The 22,787-nt window shown below is 58.4% G+C and carries 17 protein-coding genes; 13 read left to right on the forward strand and 4 right to left on the reverse strand.

What is annotated here, in order from left to right:
* Positions 1-4: 4 nt before the first annotated feature.
* Both mexE and ACYZTZ_RS12465 read right to left on the reverse strand, forming a co-directional pair.
* On the reverse strand, positions 5-1,258 hold the full coding sequence (gene mexE / locus ACYZTZ_RS12460) for a multidrug efflux RND transporter periplasmic adaptor subunit MexE (protein ID WP_129444243.1): 1,254 nt from the start codon (positions 1,256-1,258) through the stop codon (positions 5-7).
* A gap of 310 nt (positions 1,259-1,568) precedes the next feature.
* Entirely contained in the window at positions 1,569-2,486 is a 918-nt protein-coding gene (locus tag ACYZTZ_RS12465; protein WP_461998403.1) for a LysR family transcriptional regulator, read from the reverse strand.
* A 268-nt stretch (positions 2,487-2,754) separates the two neighbouring features.
* On the opposite strand from ACYZTZ_RS12465, the gene ACYZTZ_RS12470 reads away from it, so the two are divergent.
* The 4 genes from ACYZTZ_RS12470 (at position 2,755) to pgm (ending at position 9,069) form a co-directional block, all read left to right on the forward strand.
* Positions 2,755-3,777: a zinc-dependent alcohol dehydrogenase family protein gene (locus tag ACYZTZ_RS12470; protein WP_056743735.1), complete on the forward strand. Its 1,023-nt coding sequence runs from the start codon at positions 2,755-2,757 to the stop codon at positions 3,775-3,777.
* Positions 3,778-4,352: 575 nt separating this feature from the next.
* Positions 4,353-5,843 carry a hypothetical protein gene (locus tag ACYZTZ_RS12475; RefSeq protein ID WP_461998404.1) on the forward strand — a complete coding sequence of 497 codons (1,491 nt, stop codon included), beginning with the start codon at positions 4,353-4,355 and terminating at the stop codon, positions 5,841-5,843.
* Positions 5,844-5,910: 67 nt separating this feature from the next.
* Positions 5,911-7,311, forward strand: coding sequence for an aminotransferase-like domain-containing protein (locus tag ACYZTZ_RS12480; protein ID WP_461998405.1), 1,401 nt, complete (start codon positions 5,911-5,913; stop codon positions 7,309-7,311).
* A 111-nt stretch (positions 7,312-7,422) separates the two neighbouring features.
* On the forward strand, positions 7,423-9,069 hold the full coding sequence (pgm, locus tag ACYZTZ_RS12485) for a phosphoglucomutase (alpha-D-glucose-1,6-bisphosphate-dependent) (protein ID WP_056743729.1): 1,647 nt from the start codon (positions 7,423-7,425) through the stop codon (positions 9,067-9,069).
* 61 nt (positions 9,070-9,130) lie between these two features.
* On the opposite strand, the gene ACYZTZ_RS12490 is transcribed toward pgm, so the two are convergent.
* The gene (locus ACYZTZ_RS12490) at positions 9,131-9,826 is read right to left on the reverse strand and encodes a pirin family protein (protein WP_056743751.1); all 696 of its coding nucleotides are present in this window, start codon (positions 9,824-9,826) and stop codon (positions 9,131-9,133) included.
* Between the two features lie 272 nt (positions 9,827-10,098).
* Here ACYZTZ_RS12490 and ACYZTZ_RS12495 point away from each other — a divergent pair, with 272 nt between their 5' ends.
* Entirely contained in the window at positions 10,099-12,573 is a 2,475-nt protein-coding gene (locus ACYZTZ_RS12495; RefSeq protein ID WP_461998406.1) for a UvrD-helicase domain-containing protein, read from the forward strand.
* 66 nt (positions 12,574-12,639) lie between these two features.
* On the opposite strand, the gene ACYZTZ_RS12500 is transcribed toward ACYZTZ_RS12495, so the two are convergent.
* Positions 12,640-12,912, reverse strand: coding sequence for a DUF1652 domain-containing protein (locus ACYZTZ_RS12500; RefSeq protein ID WP_046048374.1), 273 nt, complete (start codon positions 12,910-12,912; stop codon positions 12,640-12,642).
* 263 nt (positions 12,913-13,175) lie between these two features.
* Between ACYZTZ_RS12500 and ACYZTZ_RS12505 the strand changes: the two genes are divergently transcribed.
* From ACYZTZ_RS12505 to ACYZTZ_RS12540, 8 genes are all read left to right on the forward strand, one after another.
* On the forward strand, positions 13,176-13,991 hold the full coding sequence (locus tag ACYZTZ_RS12505) for a helix-turn-helix domain-containing protein (protein ID WP_461998407.1): 816 nt from the start codon (positions 13,176-13,178) through the stop codon (positions 13,989-13,991).
* A 50-nt stretch (positions 13,992-14,041) separates the two neighbouring features.
* A complete protein-coding gene (locus ACYZTZ_RS12510) occupies positions 14,042-15,445 on the forward strand; it encodes an NAD(P)/FAD-dependent oxidoreductase (RefSeq protein WP_461998408.1) in 1,404 nt (467 codons plus the stop codon).
* Between the two features lie 43 nt (positions 15,446-15,488).
* Positions 15,489-15,830, forward strand: coding sequence for a cupin domain-containing protein (locus tag ACYZTZ_RS12515; RefSeq protein ID WP_056743722.1), 342 nt, complete (start codon positions 15,489-15,491; stop codon positions 15,828-15,830).
* Between the two features lie 47 nt (positions 15,831-15,877).
* Positions 15,878-16,963, forward strand: a complete 1,086-nt coding sequence (locus ACYZTZ_RS12520) for a polyamine ABC transporter substrate-binding protein (protein ID WP_461998409.1) — start codon at positions 15,878-15,880, stop codon at positions 16,961-16,963.
* A 578-nt stretch (positions 16,964-17,541) separates the two neighbouring features.
* Positions 17,542-18,999, forward strand: coding sequence for a serralysin family metalloprotease (locus ACYZTZ_RS12525; protein ID WP_461998410.1), 1,458 nt, complete (start codon positions 17,542-17,544; stop codon positions 18,997-18,999).
* Positions 19,000-19,066: 67 nt separating this feature from the next.
* Positions 19,067-19,492, forward strand: coding sequence for an AprI/Inh family metalloprotease inhibitor (locus ACYZTZ_RS12530; RefSeq protein ID WP_461998411.1), 426 nt, complete (start codon positions 19,067-19,069; stop codon positions 19,490-19,492).
* Positions 19,493-19,679: 187 nt separating this feature from the next.
* Positions 19,680-21,455 carry a type I secretion system permease/ATPase gene (locus ACYZTZ_RS12535; RefSeq protein ID WP_461998412.1) on the forward strand — a complete coding sequence of 592 codons (1,776 nt, stop codon included), beginning with the start codon at positions 19,680-19,682 and terminating at the stop codon, positions 21,453-21,455.
* Positions 21,452-22,786, forward strand: coding sequence for an HlyD family type I secretion periplasmic adaptor subunit (locus tag ACYZTZ_RS12540; protein WP_461998413.1), 1,335 nt, complete (start codon positions 21,452-21,454; stop codon positions 22,784-22,786). The genes ACYZTZ_RS12535 and ACYZTZ_RS12540 overlap by 4 nt, the downstream gene beginning before the upstream one ends.
* Position 22,787 lies beyond the last annotated feature (1 nt).

A 22,787-nucleotide genomic window follows, 5' to 3' on the forward strand; every position in this document is an offset into this window, starting at 1 on the left:
TCCCTTAACCGCGTGGTGTCGCAGCAGCCAGTTTCACAACCGAACCCGGCGCGACCTTGGCAGGTGCGACTTGGGGCAGGTTGCTGGCTTCCAGCGCTTGTCGTTGTTGTGCGAGTGCCGCGAGGGTTTGTTCACTGGCCATCGGGATCACTTCAGGGGTGACCGGCGAGCCAGGGCGAACCCGTTGCAGACCCTTGACGATGACGGTGTCGTCCTTGCTCAGGCCGCTGCGCACGATGCGCAAACCTTCGATCTTCGGACCGAGCTCGACCGAGCGGTAAACCGTTTTGTTGTCGGCATCCATCACCAGCACGAACTTTTTACCCAGATCGGTACCGACCGCTTCGTCGTTGATCAGCACGGCGGAATAGGTGCCGCTGCCGACCAGTTTCAAGCGTGCATACAGGCCTGGGGTGTAGGCGCCGTCGCTGTTGTCGAACACGGCACGACCGCGGATGGTGCCGGTTTTCGGGTTGACCTGGTTGTCGACGAAGTTCATCACGCCCTGGTGTGGGTTGCCGTCTTCGTTGGAGAGGCCGAGGTAAACCGGCGTGGTAGCACCGCGTTTGCCCTGGCGAGCGAGCGCGGTGTACTTGAGGAACACGCGCTCGTCGGCGTCGAAGTAGGCGTAGACCTTGTCGGTGGACACCACACTGGTCAGCGCGGTGGTATCGGCGGTCACCAGGTTGCCGGCGGTGATTTCCGCACGGCTGACGCGACCACTGATCGGCGCGGTGACACGGGTGAAGCTCAGGTTCAGTTTCGCCAGGTCCAGTTGTGCCTGGAGGGCTCCGACAGCGGCGCGGGCTTCTTGAGCCGCGCTGGTGCGCGAGTCGGCCAGCTCGGCGGAGATCGCGTTGCTGGTGCGCAGACGTTCGCCGCGCTGGGATTCGTTTTCGCTGCGGGTGGCGTTGGCGCGGGATTGGGCAACCAGGGCTTCAAGGCGGCGAACCTCGGCCTGGAATGGACGCGGGTCGATCTGGAACAACAGATCGCCTTTCTTGACCAAAGCGCCTTCAGTGAAGGCCACTTCATCGATCTGGCCTGAGACCCGTGGACGAATTTCTACGGTTTCCGGCGCTTCGAGGCGCCCGGTGAATTCGTCCCATTCATTGACCGGTTGTTCCAGCACCTTGGCCACGCTGACTTTGGCTGCGGGCATAGTGGCGGCCGTGTCCGGAGTCTTGCCGCAGGCGCTCATCACCAGTACGGCCAACAAGGCCAACGGGAAGCGTAAATGTTTGAGTGATTGTTCCATGGATGCATCCGCCAATGTATTGAGAATGGACGGATGATGCTCGGCGAGGTTGTATCGCACGAATCGAATGAGGCAAAGGTAACTATCATTCGGAATGATATAAGTCCGATGCAAGCTCTCTAGCGTGCACCTTTCGTTAGGCGGCTATCAATTAGATTGATGACAATTCAGTGTTGCGGGGAATGCAAAGATAAGGCGTTGGATCGAGTCGCTGCCATCGCGAGCAAGCTCGCTCCCACAGGGTAATGCATTCCAATGTGGGAGCGAGCTTGCTCGCGATAGGGCCAGAAGCCCTAATGCTAAATCAGGATCAAACAAGACTATCCGGATCACCAAAAAACATTTGAATCCGCGACCTTAACCAACGCTCGCCCGGATCATTATCCTGCGACCCACGCCAGGCCATGTGCAATTCAAAACTGCGCACCGGCAACGGCGGGTCTTCAGCCCGCACACCACCGGCCGCCGTCAACGCCTCAGCCGTGTAATCCGGCACGGTCGCGACGATATCGGTGCCGCTGATGAGCGTGCTGAGTCCGTTGAACTGCGGTACCGCGAGCACCACATGTCGTTTGCGCCCGAGCTTTTCCAGTTCTTCATCTATAAAGCCGCTCAGGTCACCGGCGAACGACACCAGCGCATGAGGCCGTGCACAGAAATCATCCAGGCTCAATGGCCCCAGCACCGTGTCGGCCCGCAACAGCTTCGGCATGCTGCGGCGCAGCACCTTGCGCTTGGCGTTGGCCGGCAGGTCGGCGGTGTAGCTGACGCCGATGGAAATCTCGCCCGAGGCCAGCAGGCTCGGCATCAGGATGTAGTTGGCCCGACGCACCACCAGCACGATCCCCGGAGATTCGGCGCGCAGGCGTTTGAGCAGCATCGGCAGCAACGCGAACTCGACATCGTCCGACAGACCGATGCGAAACACTGCGGTGCTGGTGGCCGGGTCGAATTCCGCCGCACGACTGACCGCGGTGGAAATCGAATCCAGTGCAGGCGAGAGCAGGGCGAAGATTTCCACCGCCCGGGCGGACGGTTCCATGCTGCGGCCGGTACGCACGAACAACGGATCATCGAACAGCCCGCGCAGGCGCGAGAGGGCCGCACTGATGGCCGGCTGGCCGAGGAACAATTTCTCCGCAGCGCGGGTCACGCTGCGTTCGTGCATCAATGTTTCGAAAACGATCAACAGGTTCAGGTCGACACGACGCAGGTCATTACGATTCATCTGGAGTCCTGGCAGAGTCATCAAGCTTGACGAGAGCGGCCATATGAGAACAATGGCCGGCGTGAATATTAAGGGGAAAGGCTGCTACTCTGCACCGAGTAATTCAGTTTTCCTGAAAAGGATGCTTCGGTTTTCACGGCATTTGACGATGTCACCGGCGCTGCGGAATCAATGACAGGCATGTCGACTATTAATAGCCACTGATAGTCTTGGGTAGAAAGCCCAGATAGAGTTCAGGGCATTAGAGGTTTCTTTGACGAGGTTTGCGATGTCCCGCACGATCCGTTTTCACAAGTTTGGTCCAGCCGAGGTGCTCAAATGCGAAGAGCATGCGGCCGCTCTCCCTGCGCCGGGCGAAGTGCAGGTGCGCGTCGAGGCGATTGGCATCAGCTGGTACGACATTCTCTGGCGCCAGAACCTGGCATCGTCCCACGCTCGTCTGCCTTCAGGCCTTGGCCATGAAATGTCCGGTGTCGTGACGGCGGTCGGCGAGGGCGTCGATGATCTGGCAGTCGGCGACAAGGTCGCCAGCTTCCCGGCTGAAAGCCCCAACGATTATCCGGTCTACGGCGAACAGATCGTTCTGCCGCGCTCGGCACTTACCCGTTACCCGGACGTGCTCAGCCCGATCGAAGCCAGCGTGCATTACACGCCGCTGCTGATCGCTTACTTCGCTTATGTCGATCTGGCACGGGTCAAACCCGGTCAATTCGCCCTGGTGACCGACGCCAGTCACTGCGCCGGTCCGTCCTTTGTACAACTGGGCAAGGCGCTGGGTATCCGGGTCATTGCCGCGACCAAGACAGCGGAAGAGCGTGAGAACCTGCTGTCCCTGGGTGCCGAGAAAGTCATCGTCACCGAAGAACAGGATCTGCTGATGCAGATCAACAAGATCACCGACAACCGTGGCGTGGACGTTGTGTTCGACGGTCTCGGCGGTCCACAGATGTCGTTGCTTGGCGATGTGCTTGCACCTCGCGGCAGCCTGGTGCTGTACGGCCTGCAAGGTGGCAACCAGACGCCGTTCCCGGCCTGTGCAGCGTTCCAGAAGAACATTCAGTTCTTTGTGCACTGCATCGGCAACTTCACCGGCAAGCCTGAGCTGGGCATCATCCAGGACCAGGTCGCGCTGCAACGCGCCTTGCGCGACATCAACCAGATGACCGCCGACCGCGTGCTGCTGCCGCTCAAGACTCGGGTCTTCCCGTTTGCCGAGTTTGTCGAAGCACACCGCTACATGGACGAATGCCCATGCCGCGAACGGGTCGCCCTCCAGGTTGAACCTGCATAAGCCCTTCAAATAAGCCCCTCTGCAAGAGTCCGTACCCACGGACTCTTCTGTTTTCAGCACCCGCCAAAATGAGACGTCCCATTGCCCCATCAATGGGTCAGTTCAGCAACTGAACTGGTTTTTGCTCTCAATCTGTATCTTCTAATCATCATATAAGCCTTGATAATTGAATGATTACTTTCATCTCAAGGAATGAGTCATGGCTGGGTATCAGGTTGATACTTTTCAATACACACTGTTAATACCTATGCGACCAATAGTTCGTCGTTGCGCAGTTGCCAAAAAAACATGGGTGACTTCTTTCTCTATTTCTTGTGCTAATTGTCTGTGGGACGCTGTCGGACATTTCCTAGGATGTCGCTCGCAGTCGCAAGAGGCCGGCTCTACAGGGGTTGGCGGCCACCTGTCTCTGGCGGGAGCAGGGGAGACTTCTAGTTATTTCAAATAATTACTAAAAGCTTAAGTGCTAGCATTTGGCAATAGCGTCCAGTACTTCAATCGTGGCAAGCAACCCATTGCGCAATGCGTGTCGTTGTTGGCGCGATATCGAACTTACAAGCATCAGGTAAATAAAGATGACCAATATCCATGACCAAGCGATGAACTATGTCTATCAGCAAGTGCTGCAGCGATTGCTGAGTTTCTTCTCGCGCGCCGAACGCACGGCGTTGCAGCTGATGATTCAGCGATTGGTGGTGGCCGCCGGGGGCATGGAGCGTATTGGCGACTACAAGGTCTTGGCGATTCAGTCCGGGTCCCGCGACAGTTGCTACACCCTGGCGCTACTGCGCGCGGCACAACTGAGTATCGCCGGCCGGGCGCCAGCGACATTCCAGTTGCGAGTGGCATCCTTGCGTTTGAACGACGCAAGCCCTGCGGCCCTGGAAAACATTCATCGCAGCTACAGCGCCTTGTTCCTCTACGACGATCCTCGGGTCGAAGTGTTGATGGTTGATAACCGGGAAGTCCTGCCGTTCAACCACCTGACGCCGATTTCCGAAGGCGGCCGTGAGTCGAATCGGCTCAATCTTTTGATGGTGGGTCATCGTCGCGCCTGGAACGGGCCGCTTGATCTGTGGGACGACGGGTATCTGGCCACCGGCGAGTTCTATGGGCAAATAGCTCGGTGGGACAGCGGTGTCGATGCATTGATCAGCAGTGACTCGCCTCGTCAGCAGAAGCAGTTTCTCGACGGGTTGAAACGTGCTGCCGCCAAGGCCGGGCTCAAGACCTCGAACCACCACGAAACCGGCTACGAGGCGCTTTTCGCGCTGCTCGATGAACTGGGCTGCGACTGCTACCGCGCTTTTTATGCTGAGCATGACCAGGTTGCGTGGCGTCCGGCCGAACGATTTGAGGCCTGTCGTCGCACCACGTACATCGACATTCACGACATGCTGGTCAGCAACCTGGAAGAGCGTTGGCCGCTGCTCACAGAGTTTCTCGGTTTTCAACCTGACGAACTGGCGGCTCAGCTCAGCGACAACGAGTACGTCAGCCTTTCTATCTCTGCACACATGCGGGGTTTGCAATCGTGCTTCGTGCACGACCGCGGCTACGAGACGGGTGTCGCCGAATACCTGCAACGGGCCTTGGTGATGATGCGGCGCAAACAACTGGCGGAACGGTTGTGCGAACAAGCGGTAGAGGCGTTCGGCAATCCGGCGACGTTGGCCGAGCTCCGCGTGCTGGCAGCGGCCGAGGCTCAAAAAAACCTTGGCCTGAGCGAGGCTCAACTGGTGTGCCTGCTCTTTTCACCTTTCGTCGAGAATGGCGCGGCGCTTGAGCGTTTTCTGCGCCAGTGCCACCCCGGCATGCTCGTGGCGATGCCTGATTTGCACCGGGCAATGCAGGGCAATCCGGTGCCGGAGCAGGTTCTGCAATGGATGACCGACGTCAGCGGGTTGCCTGTCAGCTTGATCGGCAAGCTTTACCGCATGGGTCCGGTATTTGCGGATGAGGGTAGGGCAGGCGCCCCGGTTCTCGGCGGCGCGGGTTTGCAAGCCGAAGCATCCGACTATGACGACGACACGGCGGTGGCGGATGAATGGTCAGCGGGGCGCTGAAAGTGCGTGGCTTGACAGATTTCTTGACGATGCATGATGACGTTCACACGGCATTCGGCCCTCGCCCATGAAAGGGCCACGAGAAACTGACTTCGCGTATCAGGCGGTGTACCGATATCTGACTAACCTGATCAACGAACCGGTCAGTGACACGCGAGTCCGCCTGCCTTCGTTGCGACAGTTGGCGGAGCGTCTGAGCGTGTCGATCTCGACCATTCAGTACGCGTATTCGCTGCTGGAGAAGGAAGGGCGCGTTTATTCCGTGGCCAAGTCCGGCTATTACGCGTTACCGGTGTCCTCCATCAGCACGCTCAGCAGTGGCAACGACCTGCTCGAAACCGTTTATGTCAACGCCAGACGTCCCGGAATGCTGGTCTTGAGCGCCGATGAACCGGCGTTGTTGCAACCCCTCGACAGTCCGTTGTTACTGCTGGAACGAGAACTGCTGCGCCAGTATCCGCGTCAGCCGCAACCGACATCGCAACCTTGCGGCGAGCTGGAGTTGCGCATTGCCCTGGCAGCGCGCTACACCTCCTCGCCGCTGCGCTGCTGGCATGCCGACGATGTCTATATTGGCGCCGACCTGCGTGGCGTGCTGGAAATACTGATCGCTGTGTTGAATCTCAAGGACGCCACGGTGTTGGTCGAGTCGCCGTGCGACTGGGCGATTCTGCGGTTGCTCCAGGCTGCGCAGGTGCGAGTGATCGAGCTGGCGGTGCAATCCAGCGGTGGCCTGGACGTCGAATGGCTCAAGGAGCTGTTGGAGACCGAGCCGGTGCGACTGGTGATGGTTTCATCCGGGCTGAACATGCCGCGAGGCAGCCTGGCACCCGACGACAACCGACAAGTCGTCGCGCAGTTGCTGGAACGACATGGCAGTTGGGTGTTGGAAAACGACTGCTACGGCGAACTCGGATTCGAACCGGACGGCCAGCGGTTTCGCGACTTGCTGGACCCCGATCGGCTGATCGTGTTTTCCACGTTCGAGAAAATCATTGGACCGGAGGCGCCATACGGCTATCTGCTGTCGCGGCATTTCAGTGCTGAACTGCAACGGTACTTTCTGCTGCGTTCGTTCCGCTTGTCACCGATTCGCCAGAAAGCCATCGCGCGCTTGTACGGCAACGGACGTGTCGATCAGCACCTTCAGGTATTACGGCGGATGCTCAAGGACCGCAAGGTGCAGATGACGCAGCTGTTGCAGGAGCGTCTGGGAGATGCCTTGCACTTTGTCGAACCCCAGGGCGGTGCAACCATCTGGGTTCGTTCGCTGCGCCAGGTCGATGTACGTCGAGTGTTTCAGCGCCTGCTCAAGCACCAGGTGGTAATCGCACCGGGAGAGCTGTTCAGTCTGCAGGGCTTGCACGCGCAACACTTGCGCCTGAGTCACACCTTCGGCGGAGATCACGACCTTGCCGCGGCACTGGGCCTGTTAGGGGATGCATTACGTCTGGAGTCGATCGATTGAGCAGGGCTGCACACCCTCCTTGGCACTCGTGGATCGATCCCATCGCGTTGTGGTCAAACTGCCAGTAAACTGCGTTCCTATTCCTGAACCACTCGACTTCAGAGGTTTTGCATGACACTCAGTCCTTTTGCGGGCAAACCGGCACCGGTAGAACTGTTGGTCGACATCCCGCGACTGGTAACGGCCTATTACACCGGCCAGCCCGATGCCGCCATCTCGACCCAGCGCGTAGCTTTTGGCACGTCCGGGCACCGAGGCAGCTCGTTCGACTTGAGTTTCAACGAATGGCACGTTCTGGCGATCAGCCAGGCGATCTGCCTGTACCGCGAAGCCCAAGGCATCAACGGCCCGCTGTTCGTCGGCATCGACACCCACGCGCTGTCCACCCCGGCCGGCGCCAGTGCCCTTGAAGTGCTGGCCGCCAACGGCGTGACGGTAATGATCGCCGAAGGTGACGAATACACCCCGACACCGGCCATTTCCCACGCCATTCTTTGCTACAACCGCGGGCGTACGTCGGGCCTGGCGGACGGCATCGTCATCACGCCGTCGCACAATCCGCCGCAAAGCGGTGGCTACAAATACAACCCTACCAACGGTGGCCCGGCCGATACCCACATCACCAAGTGGATCGAAGCCAAGGCCAACGAACTGCTGAGCAACAAGCTCGCTGGCGTCAAGCGCATCAGCTACGAGCAGGCGCTGAAGGCCAGCACGACCCATCGTCACGATTACCTCAATACCTACGTCGCCGACCTGATCAACGTGATCGACTTCGACGCCATTCGTGATGCAAAGCTGCGTCTGGGTGTCGATCCGCTGGGCGGAGCCGGGGTGCGCTACTGGTCGGCGATTGCCGAGCATTACCGTCTGGACCTGGAAGTGGTCAACAAACAGGTCGATCCGACCTTCCGCTTCATGACCGTCGACTGGGATGGTCAGATCCGCATGGACCCATCGTCCACTCACGCCATGCAGGGCCTTATCGGTCTGAAAGAGCGTTTCGACGTAGCATTCGCGTGCGATCCGGACCATGATCGCCATGGCATTGTGACCCCGTCCGGTGGTTTGCTCGCGCCGAACAACTACCTCGCGGTAACGATCGACTACCTGTTCCAGAACCGTCCGCAATGGCGCGCTGATGCGGCCGTGGGTAAAACCGTGGTCAGCAGCGGCTTGATCGATCGCGTGGCAAAACGTCTGGGTCGTCGTCTGTACGAAGTGCCGGTCGGCTTCAAGTGGTTCGCTGACGGCCTGTTCGACGGCTCTCTGGGCTTTGGCGGCGAAGAAAGTGCCGGTGCTTCGTTCCTGCGCAAGGATGGCAGCGTCTGGTGCACCGACAAGGACGGCTTGATCCCGGCACTGCTGGCGGCGGAAATGACCGCCCGCACTGGTCGCGACCCAAGTCAGGCCTATCGCGCCTTGACCGACGAGCTGGGCGAACCGTTCTCGGTGCGCGTCGATGCCAAGGCCAATCCTGAGCAGAAGGCACTGCTGAGCAAATTGTCGCCGGACCAGGTCACCTCGACCCAATTGGCGGGCGAAGCGATCCAGAGCATCCTCAGCCATGCGCCGGGTAACGATCAGGCGATCGGTGGCCTGAAAGTCATGACCGAAAACGGCTGGTTCGCGGCGCGTCCGTCGGGCACTGAAGACATCTACAAGATCTACGCTGAAAGCTTCGTCAGTGATGAACACCTCAAGCAATTGGTGGCTGAAGCGCAAACACTGGTGGACGGCGCAATCTCTGCGAAGTAATCCAGAATGTAAAAAGGGGCGGCCATGACGGTCGCCCCTTTTTTTGCCCTGCGTTTGACGATTAAGCCAGGTCCACCAGAACGATTTCACTGTCTTCGATGGCGGTCACCCGCAACACTTGCTCATCGGCAACGGCAATACCGTCTCGAGCTTGTGCACGCAAGCCATTGACTTCAATGACACCGGTAGCCGGTACCAGATAGGCGCGACGGCCATTGTCCAGACGATACTCGGCGGATTCACCGGCCTTGAGGTTCGCGGCCACTAAACGCGCATCGGCTCGAATCCGCAGGCTTTGATCGTCGCCGGCCTTGCCGCTTGCCAGTGTCACGAAACCTTCGCGCTGACCTTTCGGAAAGGGCTTGGCGCCCCAGGACGGTGCCAAACCGGATTCGTTCGGGATGATCCAGATCTGGAAGATCCTGGTTTCGGTCGCTTCCAGGTTGTATTCACTGTGGGCGATCCCGGTGCCGGCGCTCATGACCTGAACGTCGCCCGCTTCGGTACGACCCTTGTTGCCCAGGTTGTCTTCGTGAGTGATTGCGCCTTCACGGACATAAGTGATGATTTCCATGTCCCTGTGCGGGTGTTTCGGGAAACCGGTGCCAGAGGCAATCACGTCGTCGTTCCACACCCGCAGGTTGCCCCAGTTCATGCGTTTTGGGTCATGGTATTCGGCGAACGAAAAGTGGTGATGAGCATCCAACCAGCCATGGTTGGCGCCGCCCAGGGATTTGAAGGGTCTGAGTTCAAGCATGATCGTCTCCTGAAAAGGTTCGTCATGGGGCAGGGCAGAGCGCCTGAGAACCGGTGGTTGATGGCGAGCATCATCTATCAAGCATCAATCGATAAAAAGCGTAAAAAATGCCTCAATACAATCGAATAAACTGATATCAATTCACCTCGAAAGATTCTCACCCAACCTTCACTTCATCGCATAAGCCAATGACCTGTAAGCATTTCACTAGAACTGAAGGGCAAATGCAGACACCATAGCCCCAACAGCCTCACACCCTGGAGTCAGCCCGCGTGCCGCAACACACCCCCGATCTTCCTCCTGAACTTCGTCCCCTGGCCGAGATGCCGCTGCTCAAGCGTCTGGCCGCCCGGTTCTTTGGTCACGGCCTGACGCGTCTGCGCGCACAGCACCGGGCATCCTGGCTGCACGGCCAGGCCGATGGCTTTCGCAGCGGGCACAGTGCCGGGGTGGATTACGGCTATAAGGAAGGCAAGCTTGAAGGGTTGGAAGAAGGTCGGCAGGTATTGCTGATCCGCGACTCGCGCTCGACCGAACACCGGCCGCCCAACGTTGACGAGAATCTGTTCGATGATTGGCGTCTGCCGTTGAACGCTGAGTTGAAGAAGCGCATGAAGACGGATGTCGCTCGACTGCTGCCACCGCACGCCCAGCCCAGTGCCGCGCAGTGGAAAATGATCTTCAGTGACACACCCTCGACCTCGGTAATTGCCGGCGCGGGTGCGGGCAAGTCGACCACGTTGGTGTTGCGTATTTTGCTGCTGACCCATTATCTGGGGTTCGAGCTGAGTTCGATGACGGTGGTGACCTTTACCCGTGAATCGCGCAAAGACTTCATCAACAAACTGATCGAGCTGTTTGCACTCTGGGGCCGGTCGCTCAGTTTCAAAGAGGCGCGTGATCTGGTGCGCACCTTCCATTCGCGAATCCTGCCAATGGTTCGCAGCCTGCCGGGCTTCGAGCGGCTACAAGCCTTCGAAAACCTCAGTCACCGTGCTCAAAGCGGCGATGAGGAGGTCGACAGCAATCCTTTCGACCTGCGCATCAACGACGCCCAACGCCAGCAACTCAACGCTTGCTATCACAGCCTGCACACGCGCAATGAGCGCTTTCGCGAATTGATCAAGCCATTGTCCCGTCACGCGCTGCAGCTAAAAGAGCTGGAGCGCGATCACCCGGACGTGCAGAAACGCATGGCCGTGACCGAACTGGCCGCCAAGCGCGACGAAGAGCTCTGCGACGCTATCGAAGATTTGTGGTTTCGCGCGGGTGCCTGGCCAATCAAAGGCATCGAGCCGAAGCGCCAGACGTTCGATATCAACGGCTCAACGTTTCATTGTCATGGCTATATTCCGAGCCTGGACGCTTGGGTGGTGCTGGGGTTCGATCCCCGGGAAAACCCGCAGGTCAGCCGCCCGAATTCCAAATTGAGCGTGCGTGCGGAATGGGCGGTCAAACGCACCCTGTTTCAAGCTTTCTGTCGTAAACCATTGATATGGCTTGATAGTTACGAGTCATCAAAGCGTGTATTAGCGTCCCTTGGAGGCGATGCCAGTGCCGGGCCGGGCTTCGATTACAAGGTCAAGGGCGAACTCAGCTCTGCGCCGTTACTGGACTGTTTTGTCGCTGCGGCGGGGTTTATCGAGAACCTCGGCCTGGATGTACCCAATGCCGTGGGCCAGATGAGTTTTGCCAAGGACGACCCGGACCGGTTTTTCTTCGAGGCCTTGAGCCTGTACTGGCGAGCGCTGGAAGATCATCTGCTCGATCAGAAGCCACCGGTGATGACCTACAACCGGATGTTCGCCTTGTTCAGCGAACATTCGCCGGAAAACCTGAAGCTGCTGAGTGATGAGCTGCTCAGGCCGATGTCGCACTTGATGATCGACGAATTTCAGGACGTATCGCCACAGATCGTTTCCTGGATTCGCGCGAGCCTGACGGAAATCCGCAGTCGCGGCCCGGCCATGCACGTGGGGCGCGGCGCACAACGTTCGTCGTTGCTCTGTGTCGGCGATGACTGGCAGTCCATTTATGGCTGGCGGGGCAGTTCGCCGACGTATTTCATGGAGTTCAACAAGGAATTCCCTTCGCCGAGCACGACCAAGGTGATGCTGACCGATAACTACCGCAGCCATCAGCACATCATCGATGCGGCCGAACACATCGTTCGCGCGGCGCCGGCGATCGCAGGCAAGAAGGCCAAGGCCAGTGGCGAGCCGAAGGCGTTGTTGCCGGTTAACGTTCTCGATCGCGACGATCAAGGCATGGCCAAACGCCTGATGGAACACTACAGAAAGGGCGATTCAATCTTGATGCTTTATCGAAAAATCAGCGATAAGCTATTGATAGAAGAGCATATTCAGTCTGTAGTTAATGTTGATTCTAGCTTGCCGTACGAAGCACGACGGCTCAAACAACTGACTTACCACAGCGCCAAGGGACTTCAGGCTGACGCCGTGTTCCTGCTGGGTGATTGTCAGCACCTGACCAGTTCTCCGTACAAGAACCAGGTCTACCGCATGGCCGGACTGGGCAAGGCTGGCGACAGCGAAGCGTATGACAGCGCACAGAAAGACGAGATCCTGCGGCTGGCTTACGTCGGCATCACTCGGGCGGTGAGTCATTGCTATTGGTATGTCGATGGGCAAGACACTCAAGCAGCCAACCTGCCTAAAGCTTCCGATCGGATCGGCAAGGGCAAAGCGTTCTTTGCCGATCACCGACAGGGCAAGACATCGGCGTGAACCGCCAAAGATCGTCGCGCACAAAAAAGCCCACTTAACGTGGGCTTGTTGTTGAAAGTTCAGCCTTCAGGCATAGCTCCTGAGGGCGGCGGACGGAATGAAAGCCTCAAGCTCGTCTTCCACCGCTTCGATTATTCGTTCTACATCCGCAGCATTCATTACCGTCGCGCAAGGAATGCCGGCGATGGCGATCATGGTCTCGCCACTGGCACGGTCAAATAGACGGGCAATCATGCTGCCCGGCGCATCCATGCTCGCCTCGAAACCCATGGGATGAAAATGCCAGCGCATCAGCTGGCAGGCGTTTGGAAAGGTGACTTTACTGAACCCTTTATTCATATGCAGCCCGCCTCATTCATCGAGCGCTTCCTTTAGCTCATGTTAGGAGGGAAGAGCCTTCAATGGCTCAACCGGTGACTGCCTTTAAAAGTAGCAGCCAAATGTGAAAACAATGTGGATTTTTCAGGCCGTTTAGCGATTGGTTCAGTTTTTTTGATGCAAGTCACGGGAACGGTCGGTGTCGGGCAGTTGGCCACTACTGGTTGGTCATTGAAGCCGAGACGGAATTTCGGCAAGCTCGGCTTTTTTTCGCCGAGTCCTTTATGCACGCCGATGATGATGGTCCGCTGCAAACCCAGGCCACGGGCGACACGGTGATGCGTTATCACTTGCGCTGGAAACACCGGGACCTGGACGGGGTGATGGCGCTCTATCACCCAGAGATTCAGTACAGCGATTTTTTCCAGAACCGTGTGATGGGGCTGTCCGAATTACGTGAATACGTGCGCAGCAGCATGCCCCGCGATCCCGATGAGGCCCTGGAGCACTCGGACCGTATTCGTCTGGACGGCAACACGGCGTTCATTCAGTACCGCATCACCCTTCGCGGCGGTGAAGGTCTGGTGTCGTTCCGGGCCAGCGAGGCGATTACCGTACGTCACGGACTGATCTGGAGGGTCAACGAATATGCCTCGCTGGTGCATGAACAGCCTGTCAGCAAAGCCGCCAGCAGCCAACGTCCGGCGGTCAGTCGACTCGGGCTGTCTGCACGCCAGCTGAGCTTCATGGCTGAAGACTTGCAGCAGTATTTTCAGCGCCAACAACCATACCTCGATCCCGAACTCGACCTGCAACGGGTGGCGAAGGAGTGCGGCTATAGCCGCAATCAGATTTCCTATCTGCTGAATCAGGTGCTTGGCCAGAGCTTCTACCGATACGTCAACCAGGCGCGCCTGCAGCATTTGCTCGCAGCACTGGATAACGCCACGCCGCCACTGCGTATCGACGAACTGGCGTTTGCCGCCGGGTTCAATTCGCTGTCGGCGTTCTATAGCTGCTTCCGTCAGCACACCGGCCAGTCGCCCAAGGCCTACGTAAAACAAATTTCTTTGCGTGCACGCGCGCAAGACAGTCTCTAAGTCCACGCACTAGGATCGACGCCATCGAAGTTTGAGTGGCGGAGTCTTGCATGTCGGCGTGGCGCACTATCAGTTTGTGGATGGATCAACTCGACGAGCCATTATTGGCGCGACCGGCGCTGGAACAGGATCTGGACGTCGACGTCGCCATCATTGGCGCGGGATACACCGGGCTCTGGACCGCGTACTACCTCAAGCGCCTGGCGCCCGACCTGAGCATCGCCATCGTTGAAGCGCAAACCGCCGGTTTTGGCGCCTCGGGGCGTAACGGTGGCTGGCTGATGGGCAATGTGCTGGGCGAAGACCGCTTGCTCGCCGACTTGCCGCCCGAACAGCGCCGGGCTTCTTTCGATTTGCTGCACGGTATTCCAGATGAAGTCGGGATTGTCCTTGAGCGTGAAAACATAGACTGCGATTACCGCAAAGGCGGGGCGCTGTATTGCGCTGCACGCTATCCGGAACAGGAAGCCAGCCTTCGGCATTATCTCGACACGCTCTACCGCCAGGGATTGACCGAAAGCGATTACCGCTGGCTCAGCCCCGAGCAGTTGGCGCAACAGATCAGAGTCGCCAAACCTTATGGCGGTATCTATGCACCGCACGTCGCGACCATTCACCCGGCAAAGTTGGTGCGAGGTCTGGCTGGGACGGTGGAGAAAATGGGCGTCAGGATTTACGAGAACAGCCCGGTCACCCAGTGGCAGTCGGGTGGCCTGCGCACGGCGAAAGCCTCGGTTCGTAGCCGTTGGATCGTGCCGGCGGTCGAAGGTTACTCGGTCACCTTGCCACCCTTGGGGCGTTATCAGCTGCCGGTGCAAAGCTTGATCGTGGCCACCGAGCCGTTATCCGCTGCCACGTGGGATGAAATCGGCCTGAGTCGCGGCCAGGCCTTCAGCGAAAACAGTCGCCAGGTCACTTACGGTCAGCGCACGGCTGACAACCGGTTGGTGTTCGGCGCGCGGGGCGGTTATCAGTTCGCTGCCAAGTTACGCCACGACTTCGACTTGACCACCAGCGAAGTGGAGCTGCGGCGTTACCTGTTTGGCGAACTCTTCCCGCAGCTCAAGAACGTGCGGATTACCCATGCCTGGGGCGGCAACCTGGGGATGTCCCGGCGTTTCAAGCCGCACATGCTGTGCGATCAGGCCAGTGGCATCGCCTTGTCGGGTGGCTATGGCGGGGAGGGCGTCGGTGCCAGCAACCTGGGTGGCCGGACCCTGGCCGACCTGATTCTGCGGCGCGACACCGAGCTGGTTCGCCAGCCGTGGGTCATCCATGGCGGGCTCGACGCGCTCAGGGCCTGGGAGCCGGAGCCCTGCCGCTGGCTTGGTTACAACGCAATCATCCGCAGCTTCGTCCACGAAGACCAGACCCTGGCCAACCCGGCCACCGCACCCTGGCGTCGCAAACTGGCCACTGGTATTGCCGGCTTCATGGAAGGTTTCATGCAGTAAACGGCGCGCTCTTCATCTATAGGCTCAATCGACAGGTACTCCCATGAGCATCACGCAATTCAAGAACACCGCAACCCTGAAGCTGGAAGAGTCGAATCCGGTCGCCGTGCCGCTGGGCATGCCCGTGGCGGTGGCCTCGACCACCAGCGTTGAACGCGACGATGGCGTCGAAACCGGCGTCTGGGAATGCACGCCCGGCCGCTGGCGGCGGCAGATCGTCGCCCAGGAGTTCTGTCACTTCATCCAGGGACGCTGCACCTTTACCCCGGATGACGGTGAAACCCTGCACATAGAAGCCGGCGATGCACTGATGTTGCCAGCCAACAGCCTCGGCATCTGGGATATCCAGGAAACCGTACGCAAGACCTACGTTTTGATTTTTTGATCTTCTGATTGCCTGCCAACAACAATAAACCCATCAGGAATCGACTCATGATCCGAAAGACACTGACTCTGGCTCCACTTGCGCTCTTCGCGACCCTCGGCCACGCGGCTGAGACCGTCAAGATCTACAACTGGTCGGAATACATCGCCCCGGACACGACGAAAAACTTCCAGAAAGAAACCGGCATCGCGTTCAGTTACGACGTCTTCGACAGCAATGAAACCCTCGACGGCAAATTGATGACCGGCAAATCCGGTTACGACGTGGTGTTTCCGTCCAACCACTTCATGGCGCGGCAGATTCAAGGCGTGGCGCTGAAGAAACTCGACAAGAGCCAACTGCCGAACTGGAAAAACCTCAACCCGGCGTTGCTCAAGGCCTTGCAAACCAACGATCCGGGCAACGAACACGGCTTCCCGTACCTCTGGGGCAGCACCGGCATCGGTTACAACATCGCCAAGGTCAAGGCCGTGTTGGGTGATAACGCGCCAGTGGACTCCTGGGACCTGATTTTCAAGCCCGAAAACATGCAAAAGCTGCAGAAGTGCGGCGTGGCCATCCTCGACAACGGCCCCGAACTGTTGCCGGCGGCCCTGAACTACCTGGGCCTGCCGCATCACAGCAAGAACCCGGAAGACTACAAAAAGGCTGAAGCGCTGCTGATGAAAGTCCGCCCGTATGTCAGCTATTTCCACTCGTCCAAGTACACCGGCGACCTGGCCAATGGCGACATCTGCGTGGCTGTCGGCTTCTCCGGTGACATTCTGCAAGCTGAAAACCGCGCGAAAGAAGCCAAGAACGGCGTCGACATTGGCTATTCGATTCCCAAGGAAGGCGCCGCCATCTGGTTCGACATGGTCGCCATGCCGGTAGACGCCCCGGACGAAAAGGCCGGCTATGCCTTCATGAACTACCTGCTGCGCCCGGACGTCATGGCCAGCATCAGCAACTACGTGCACTACGCCAACGGTAACGAGCAGGCCGACAGCCTGATCGACCCGGCGATCAAGAATGACACCAAGGTCTACCCGAGCCCGGACATGATGGGGAAATTGTTTGCGCTGGAGGCTATGCCGCTGAACATCGACCGGGTCCGTACGCGGGTGTGGAACAAGATTCGTACCGGGAGTTGAGGTAGATTCCTGGCCTCTTTTCAATGGTTAGGAGGCAATGGAATGCCTGTCTGCTTGAATGCTGGTCATCTGCGTATCGGTCGCTTCTCTGAGCCAGGGCGTATTTATCTGTTAACGGCTGTCGTTGACCAACGGCAGTCGTTTTTTGCTATTGGCGATTGGGGAGGTTGGTTGTGAGTATCTGCCGAAGCCTGCGTTCGGCTGCGCAGCAGTCGCCAAAAGCTCTAATCCAATGAAGATCCAACTGATATCAATGCGCTGGCACTCATGTTAATAACTCACGCAAAGTGAGACCCCATCGACAAAAAACAAACTTACCTCTATTTAATAATTAAATAACGAATTGTCAGACAATTTGCGCAAACCGCCATCTAACAAACAATATTTAGACAGCGAAGGCATTGTTTCCGGGTACTTGCAGGAACAACTCAATTTGACGTCAAAAAAAATGTAGACGGTTGATTTCAAATTGTGTCAGTTTTCTTTCGCCTTCATTGGGCGAGTGATAGGACGATCTCGCCAGAGATTGTCGCTGTCTGACAAAAAACTGTTCCATAGCTAAACAAGGAAGTGTGTTTATGTCGAAAGTAAAAGACAACGCTATTGATACCGCCGAACAGGCGTTCCAGCCGCTGCACGCATTGGCTGCATCCAGTTCTGCGTTCAACCAGATCAATAGCTTCAGCCATCAGTATGATCGGGGCGGTAACCTCATGGTCAATGGCAAACCCTCATTCTCCGTCGACCAGGCAGCTACCCAATTGCTGCGCGATGGCGCTGCCTACCAGGACAAGGACGGCAGCGGCAAAATCGAACTCACCTACACGTTCCTGACCTCGGCGTCGTCGAGCACCATGAACAAACACGGGATCACCGGGTTCAGCCAGTTCAGTGCTCAGCAGAAAGGCCAGGCTGTGCTTGCCATGCAATCCTGGGCCGATGTGGCCAATGTCACGTTCACCGATAAGGCCACGGGCGGCGACGGTCACATGACCTTCGGCAACTACAGCGGCGGCCAGGATGGCGCAGCGGCCTTCGCCTATCTGCCTGGCACCGGCGCGGGTTACGACGGTACTTCCTGGTACCTGACCAACAGCAGCTACACGCCAAACAAGACGCCGGACCTGAACAATTACGGCCGGCAAACCCTGACTCACGAAATCGGTCACACCCTGGGCCTTGCCCACCCTGGCGACTACAACGCAGGCGAGGGCGCGCCGACCTACAACGACGCTTCCTACGGGCAAGACACCCGCGGTTACAGCGTCATGAGCTACTGGAGTGAAAGCAATACCAGCCAGAACTTCAGCAAGGGTGGCGTCGAAGCCTATTCATCCGGTCCGCTGATGGACGATATCGCGGCCATCCAAAAGCTCTACGGTGCCAACACCACCACCCGAACCGGCGATACCACTTACGGTTTCAACTCCAACGCCGGGCGCGACTTCCTGAGTGCGACTTCGTCGTCGGACAAGGTTGTGTTTTCGGTATGGGATGCGGGCGGCAAGGACACGCTGGACTTCTCCGGTTTTACCCAAAACCAGAAGATTAACCTCAATGAGGCCTCGTTCTCCGACGTTGGCGGCCTGGTGGGTAACGTGTCCATCGCCAAGGGCGTCACCGTCGAGAACGCTATCGGCGGTTCGGGCAGCGACCTGCTGATCGGCAACAGCGTGTCCAACGAACTGAAGGGCGGTGCCGGCAACGACATCCTCTTCGGCGCGGGCGGCGCGGACAAACTGTGGGGTGGCGCCGGTTCGGATACCTTCGTGTTCGCCGCCAGCAGCGATTCCAAACCCGGTGCTGTCGACCAGATCCTCGATTTTGTCAGCGGCCTGGACAAGATCGACCTGACCGGCATTACCAACGGCGCGGGCCTGCATTTCGTGAACTCGTTCACCGGTGCGGCAGGCGATGCGGTGTTGACCTCATCGGGCGGCAACAGCCTGTTGTCGGTGGACTTCTCCGGGCATGGCGTGGCTGATTTCCTGGTCAGCACCGTAGGCCAGGCGGCTTACTCCGACATCGCTGCGTAATGTGAGGTGAAAAGGAGGGCGGCGCAGACGCGCTGCTCTCTGCCCCTTGAAATGAGTAAAGCGCCTTATGATCCATAACGGCTTCACCGACAGAACAACCGCGTGGCTATTGGCGACGTTCATGATGATTTTTGGAGATGTAGCCATGGCGAGCAGCCTGAAATTAGCAGACCCCTCGGAATTGGCCGGCAAATGGCAGGCGACCCTGATCGCCAAAGATGACTCGTCAGAGTCCCAGGCGTTGCAGGACAAACCGTCAAACGTCTGCGTCATCGACTTTCAACCGAAACAGACGCTGGGTGAGGGCGCCGATTGTCTCAGCGCCTGGCTGGGTGGCGAATCTGCGATTGGCTGGTTCCCTGAGCCGGATGGGCTGGCGATCACCGGCAAAGAAGGTTCGAAGATTCTATTTCTCAGCCGCCAACGCGACGGATCGTATAAAGCCACATTGAAATCCGATCTGGTCATAACACTTGTGCGCCAGGTGCAATAACACGATTCGACTATAACGTTCGTCATTGCCGACATAAGCACAACACAACTAGTCGAGGCGCTCTGCCGCCCACGAAAAGTTGTTATTAGTTTGTAAGCGCTACTGCAAAGCCTATATCCGCCTCTGCGCGGACAGTTAATGGAAACTTCGCCAGACAGGGCGAGGAATAACACCTCAGGAATAATCCATGAAGATGGCAAAGAGCCCGGCCACCGCACCCTTATTCAAAGCGCTGGGCGACTACAAGAGCATCCTGATCAGCGTCGGCTGTTTTACCGCGTTAATTAACGTGCTGATGCTGGTTCCGTCGATTTACATGCTTCAGGTCTACGACCGTGTGCTGTCTTCGCAAAACGAAACAACACTGGCCATGTTGTCCTTAATGGTCGTCGGATTCTTTGCCTTCATCGGTCTGCTTGAGATCGTGCGCAGCTTCATCGTTATCCGCATCGGCAGCCAACTGGAGCGCCGCTTCAACCTTCGGGTCTATCAGGCCGCATTCGAGCGCAACCTGTTCAAGGGCGAGGGCAACGCCGGGCAAGCCTTGGGTGACCTGACGCAAATTCGCCAATTCGTCACCGGTCCTGCGCTGTTTGCCTTCTTCGATGCGCCGTGGTTTCCGGTCTATCTGTTTGTGATCTACCTGTTCAATGTCTGGCTCGGCGTGTTTGCGACCGTGGGCGCGGTGGTGCTAATTGGCCTTGCTTGCCTCAACGAGACAATGACCAAAAAGCCCTTGGGCGAAGCCGCAGGGTTTTCCCAGAAATCCAGCCAACTGGCCACCAGTCACCTGCACAACGCCGAAACCATTCAGGCCATGGGCATGCTCGGGGCATTGCGTAAACGCTGGTTCCAGGTCCATTCACGTTTCCTCGGCTTGCAGAACCAGGCCAGCGACACCGGTGCCGTCATCAGCTCTCTGAGCAAAACCCTGCGCCTGTGCCTGCAATCGCTGGTGCTGGGTCTGGGGGCATTGCTGGTGATCAAGGGTGATATGACGGCCGGGATGATGATCGCCGGCTCCATTCTGATGGGCCGCGTCCTGAGCCCCATCGATCAGTTGATTGCCGTGTGGAAGCAGTGGAGCGGCGCCAAGCTCGCGTATCGTCGTCTTGATTCGTTGCTGCAAGCCTTTCCACCGAGTGACGAAGCCATGGCGCTGCCGGCGCCGAAAGGCCAGATCGCGTTCGAGCAGGTCAGCGCCGCGCCGCCGGGGCAACGAGCCGCCACGCTGCATCTGGTCAATTTCAGCCTCGGTGCCGGGGAAGTCCTGGGCGTACTCGGGGCTTCCGGTTCCGGCAAATCGACATTGGCCCGGGTGCTCGTGGGCGTCTGGCCGACGCTGGGCGGTACGGTGCGGCTCGACGGTGCGGACATTCATCGCTGGAACCGCGACGATCTCGGCCCCTACATCGGTTACCTGCCTCAGGACATCGAATTGTTCAGCGGCAGCATCGCTGAAAACATCGCCCGGTTCAGCGAGGCGGACCCGCAAAAAGTCGTTGAAGCCGCGCAACAGGCTGGCGTTCATGAACTGATCCTGCGCATGCCGCAAGGCTACGACACCGTGCTCGGCGAGGACGGCAGCGGCTTGTCCGGGGGCCAGAAGCAGCGTGTGGCCTTGGCGCGTGCGTTGTATGGCAACCCGCGCCTGGTGGTGCTGGATGAACCCAATTCCAACCTCGACACCGTGGGTGAAGCGGCATTGGCCAGCGCCATTGCGCAAATGAAAGCCCAAGGCACCAGCGTGATTCTGGTGACCCATCGCTCCTCGGCACTGGCCCAGGCCGACAAGTTGCTGGTGCTCAACGAAGGGCGCTTGCAAGCCTTTGGTGCAAGCCAGGACGTGCTTAAGGCACTTTCCGGCGCCCACGAACAGCAACGGGAAAAAGCCGCGCAAGCACCGGGTGGACTCAGCATGAGCCGTCAGTATCAGCCCTCGACAAGGAATTCGGGCGTATGAGCAACATCAGCGAAGCCACCATGGAACACGACTACATCGCAGAACGCCCTGAGCGCGACGCGCGTTTCTTCGCCCGCATGGGCTGGATTCTGGCGATCGTCGGCGCCGGCAGTTTCTTTACCTGGGCCAGTCTTGCGCCTCTTGACCAAGGCATTCCCGTGCAAGGCACGGTCGTGGTGTCGGGCAAGCGCAAAGCCGTGCAATCGATGAGCAGTGGGGTGGTCAGCCAGATTCTGGTGCGCGAGGGTCAAGTGGTGACGCAAGGCCAGCCATTGTTCCAGCTCGACCAGACGCAAGTCGCCGCGGACGTGCAATCGCTGCAAGCGCAATACCGCATGGCCTGGGCCAGTCTGGCGCGGTGGCAGAGTGAACGGGACAACCTCAAGCAAGTGAGTTTCCCCGCTGAACTGAGCAACAATCCTGACCCGCGTCTGGCCTTGGTGCTGGAAGGTCAACGGCAGTTGTTCAGCAGCCGCCGTGAGGCGTTTTCCCGCGAGCAGGCTGCCTTGCGCGCCAGCATCGAAGGCGCCAGCGCGCAACTGGCGGGCATGCGCCGCGCCCGCACGGACTTGACTGCCCAGGCCAGCTCTCTGCAACAACAGCTGAGCAACCTTCAGCCCCTGGCGGATAACGGCTACATCCCGCGCAATCGGTTGATGGAGTACCAGCGTCAGCTGTCGCAAGTTCAGCAACAATTGGCAGAAAACACCGGCGACAGCGGCCGTGTGGAGCAGGGCATCCTCGAATCGCGGTTGAAACTGCAACAGCACATCGAGGAATACCAGAAAGAAGTCCGTACCCAACTGGCCGACGCGCAATTGAAAAGCGTAACGCTGGAAGAGCAATTGACCTCCGCCGGGTTCGATCTGCAACACAGCGAGATCATCGCCACGGCCGATGGCATTGCGGTCAACCTCGGGGTTCACACCGTGGGCGCGGTGGTGCGTCAGGGCGAAACTCTGCTGGAGATCGTGCCTCAGGGGACGAGTCTGGAGGTGGAAGGGCACCTGCCGGTCAACCTGGTCGACAAGGTTGGCACGCACTTGCCGGTGGACATTCTGTTCACGGCGTTCAACCAGAGCCGCACGCCGCGCGTGCCCGGCGAAGTCAGCCTGATCTCCGCCGACCAGATGGTCGACGAGAAAACCGGTGCGCCGTATTACGTACTGCGAAGCAGCGTCAGTGATCAGGCCATGGAAAAACTCAACGGCCTGGTGATCAAGCCTGGCATGCCGGCGGAAATGTTCGTGCGCACCGGTGAACGTTCACTCCTCAACTATTTGTTCAAACCGCTGCTCGACCGGGCAGGTTCCGCGTTGACTGAGGAATAAG

The sequence above is a fragment of the Pseudomonas sp. LB3P58 genome, assembly GCF_054897895.1.

Coding starts and splice junctions, on each gene's coding strand:
- mexE (WP_129444243.1), bottom strand. CDS start 1,258: ATGGAACAATCACTCAAACATTTACGCTTCCCGTTGGCCTTGTTGGCC.
- ACYZTZ_RS12465 (WP_461998403.1), bottom strand. CDS start 2,486: ATGAATCGTAATGACCTGCGTCGTGTCGACCTGAACCTGTTGATCGTT.
- ACYZTZ_RS12470 (WP_056743735.1), top strand. CDS start 2,755: ATGTCCCGCACGATCCGTTTTCACAAGTTTGGTCCAGCCGAGGTGCTC.
- ACYZTZ_RS12475 (WP_461998404.1), top strand. CDS start 4,353: ATGACCAATATCCATGACCAAGCGATGAACTATGTCTATCAGCAAGTG.
- ACYZTZ_RS12480 (WP_461998405.1), top strand. CDS start 5,911: ATGAAAGGGCCACGAGAAACTGACTTCGCGTATCAGGCGGTGTACCGA.
- pgm (WP_056743729.1), top strand. CDS start 7,423: ATGACACTCAGTCCTTTTGCGGGCAAACCGGCACCGGTAGAACTGTTG.
- ACYZTZ_RS12490 (WP_056743751.1), bottom strand. CDS start 9,826: ATGCTTGAACTCAGACCCTTCAAATCCCTGGGCGGCGCCAACCATGGC.
- ACYZTZ_RS12500 (WP_046048374.1), bottom strand. CDS start 12,912: ATGAATAAAGGGTTCAGTAAAGTCACCTTTCCAAACGCCTGCCAGCTG.
- ACYZTZ_RS12505 (WP_461998407.1), top strand. CDS start 13,176: ATGCACGCCGATGATGATGGTCCGCTGCAAACCCAGGCCACGGGCGAC.
- ACYZTZ_RS12510 (WP_461998408.1), top strand. CDS start 14,042: ATGTCGGCGTGGCGCACTATCAGTTTGTGGATGGATCAACTCGACGAG.
- ACYZTZ_RS12515 (WP_056743722.1), top strand. CDS start 15,489: ATGAGCATCACGCAATTCAAGAACACCGCAACCCTGAAGCTGGAAGAG.
- ACYZTZ_RS12520 (WP_461998409.1), top strand. CDS start 15,878: ATGATCCGAAAGACACTGACTCTGGCTCCACTTGCGCTCTTCGCGACC.
- ACYZTZ_RS12525 (WP_461998410.1), top strand. CDS start 17,542: ATGTCGAAAGTAAAAGACAACGCTATTGATACCGCCGAACAGGCGTTC.
- ACYZTZ_RS12530 (WP_461998411.1), top strand. CDS start 19,067: ATGATCCATAACGGCTTCACCGACAGAACAACCGCGTGGCTATTGGCG.
- ACYZTZ_RS12535 (WP_461998412.1), top strand. CDS start 19,680: ATGAAGATGGCAAAGAGCCCGGCCACCGCACCCTTATTCAAAGCGCTG.
- ACYZTZ_RS12540 (WP_461998413.1), top strand. CDS start 21,452: ATGAGCAACATCAGCGAAGCCACCATGGAACACGACTACATCGCAGAA.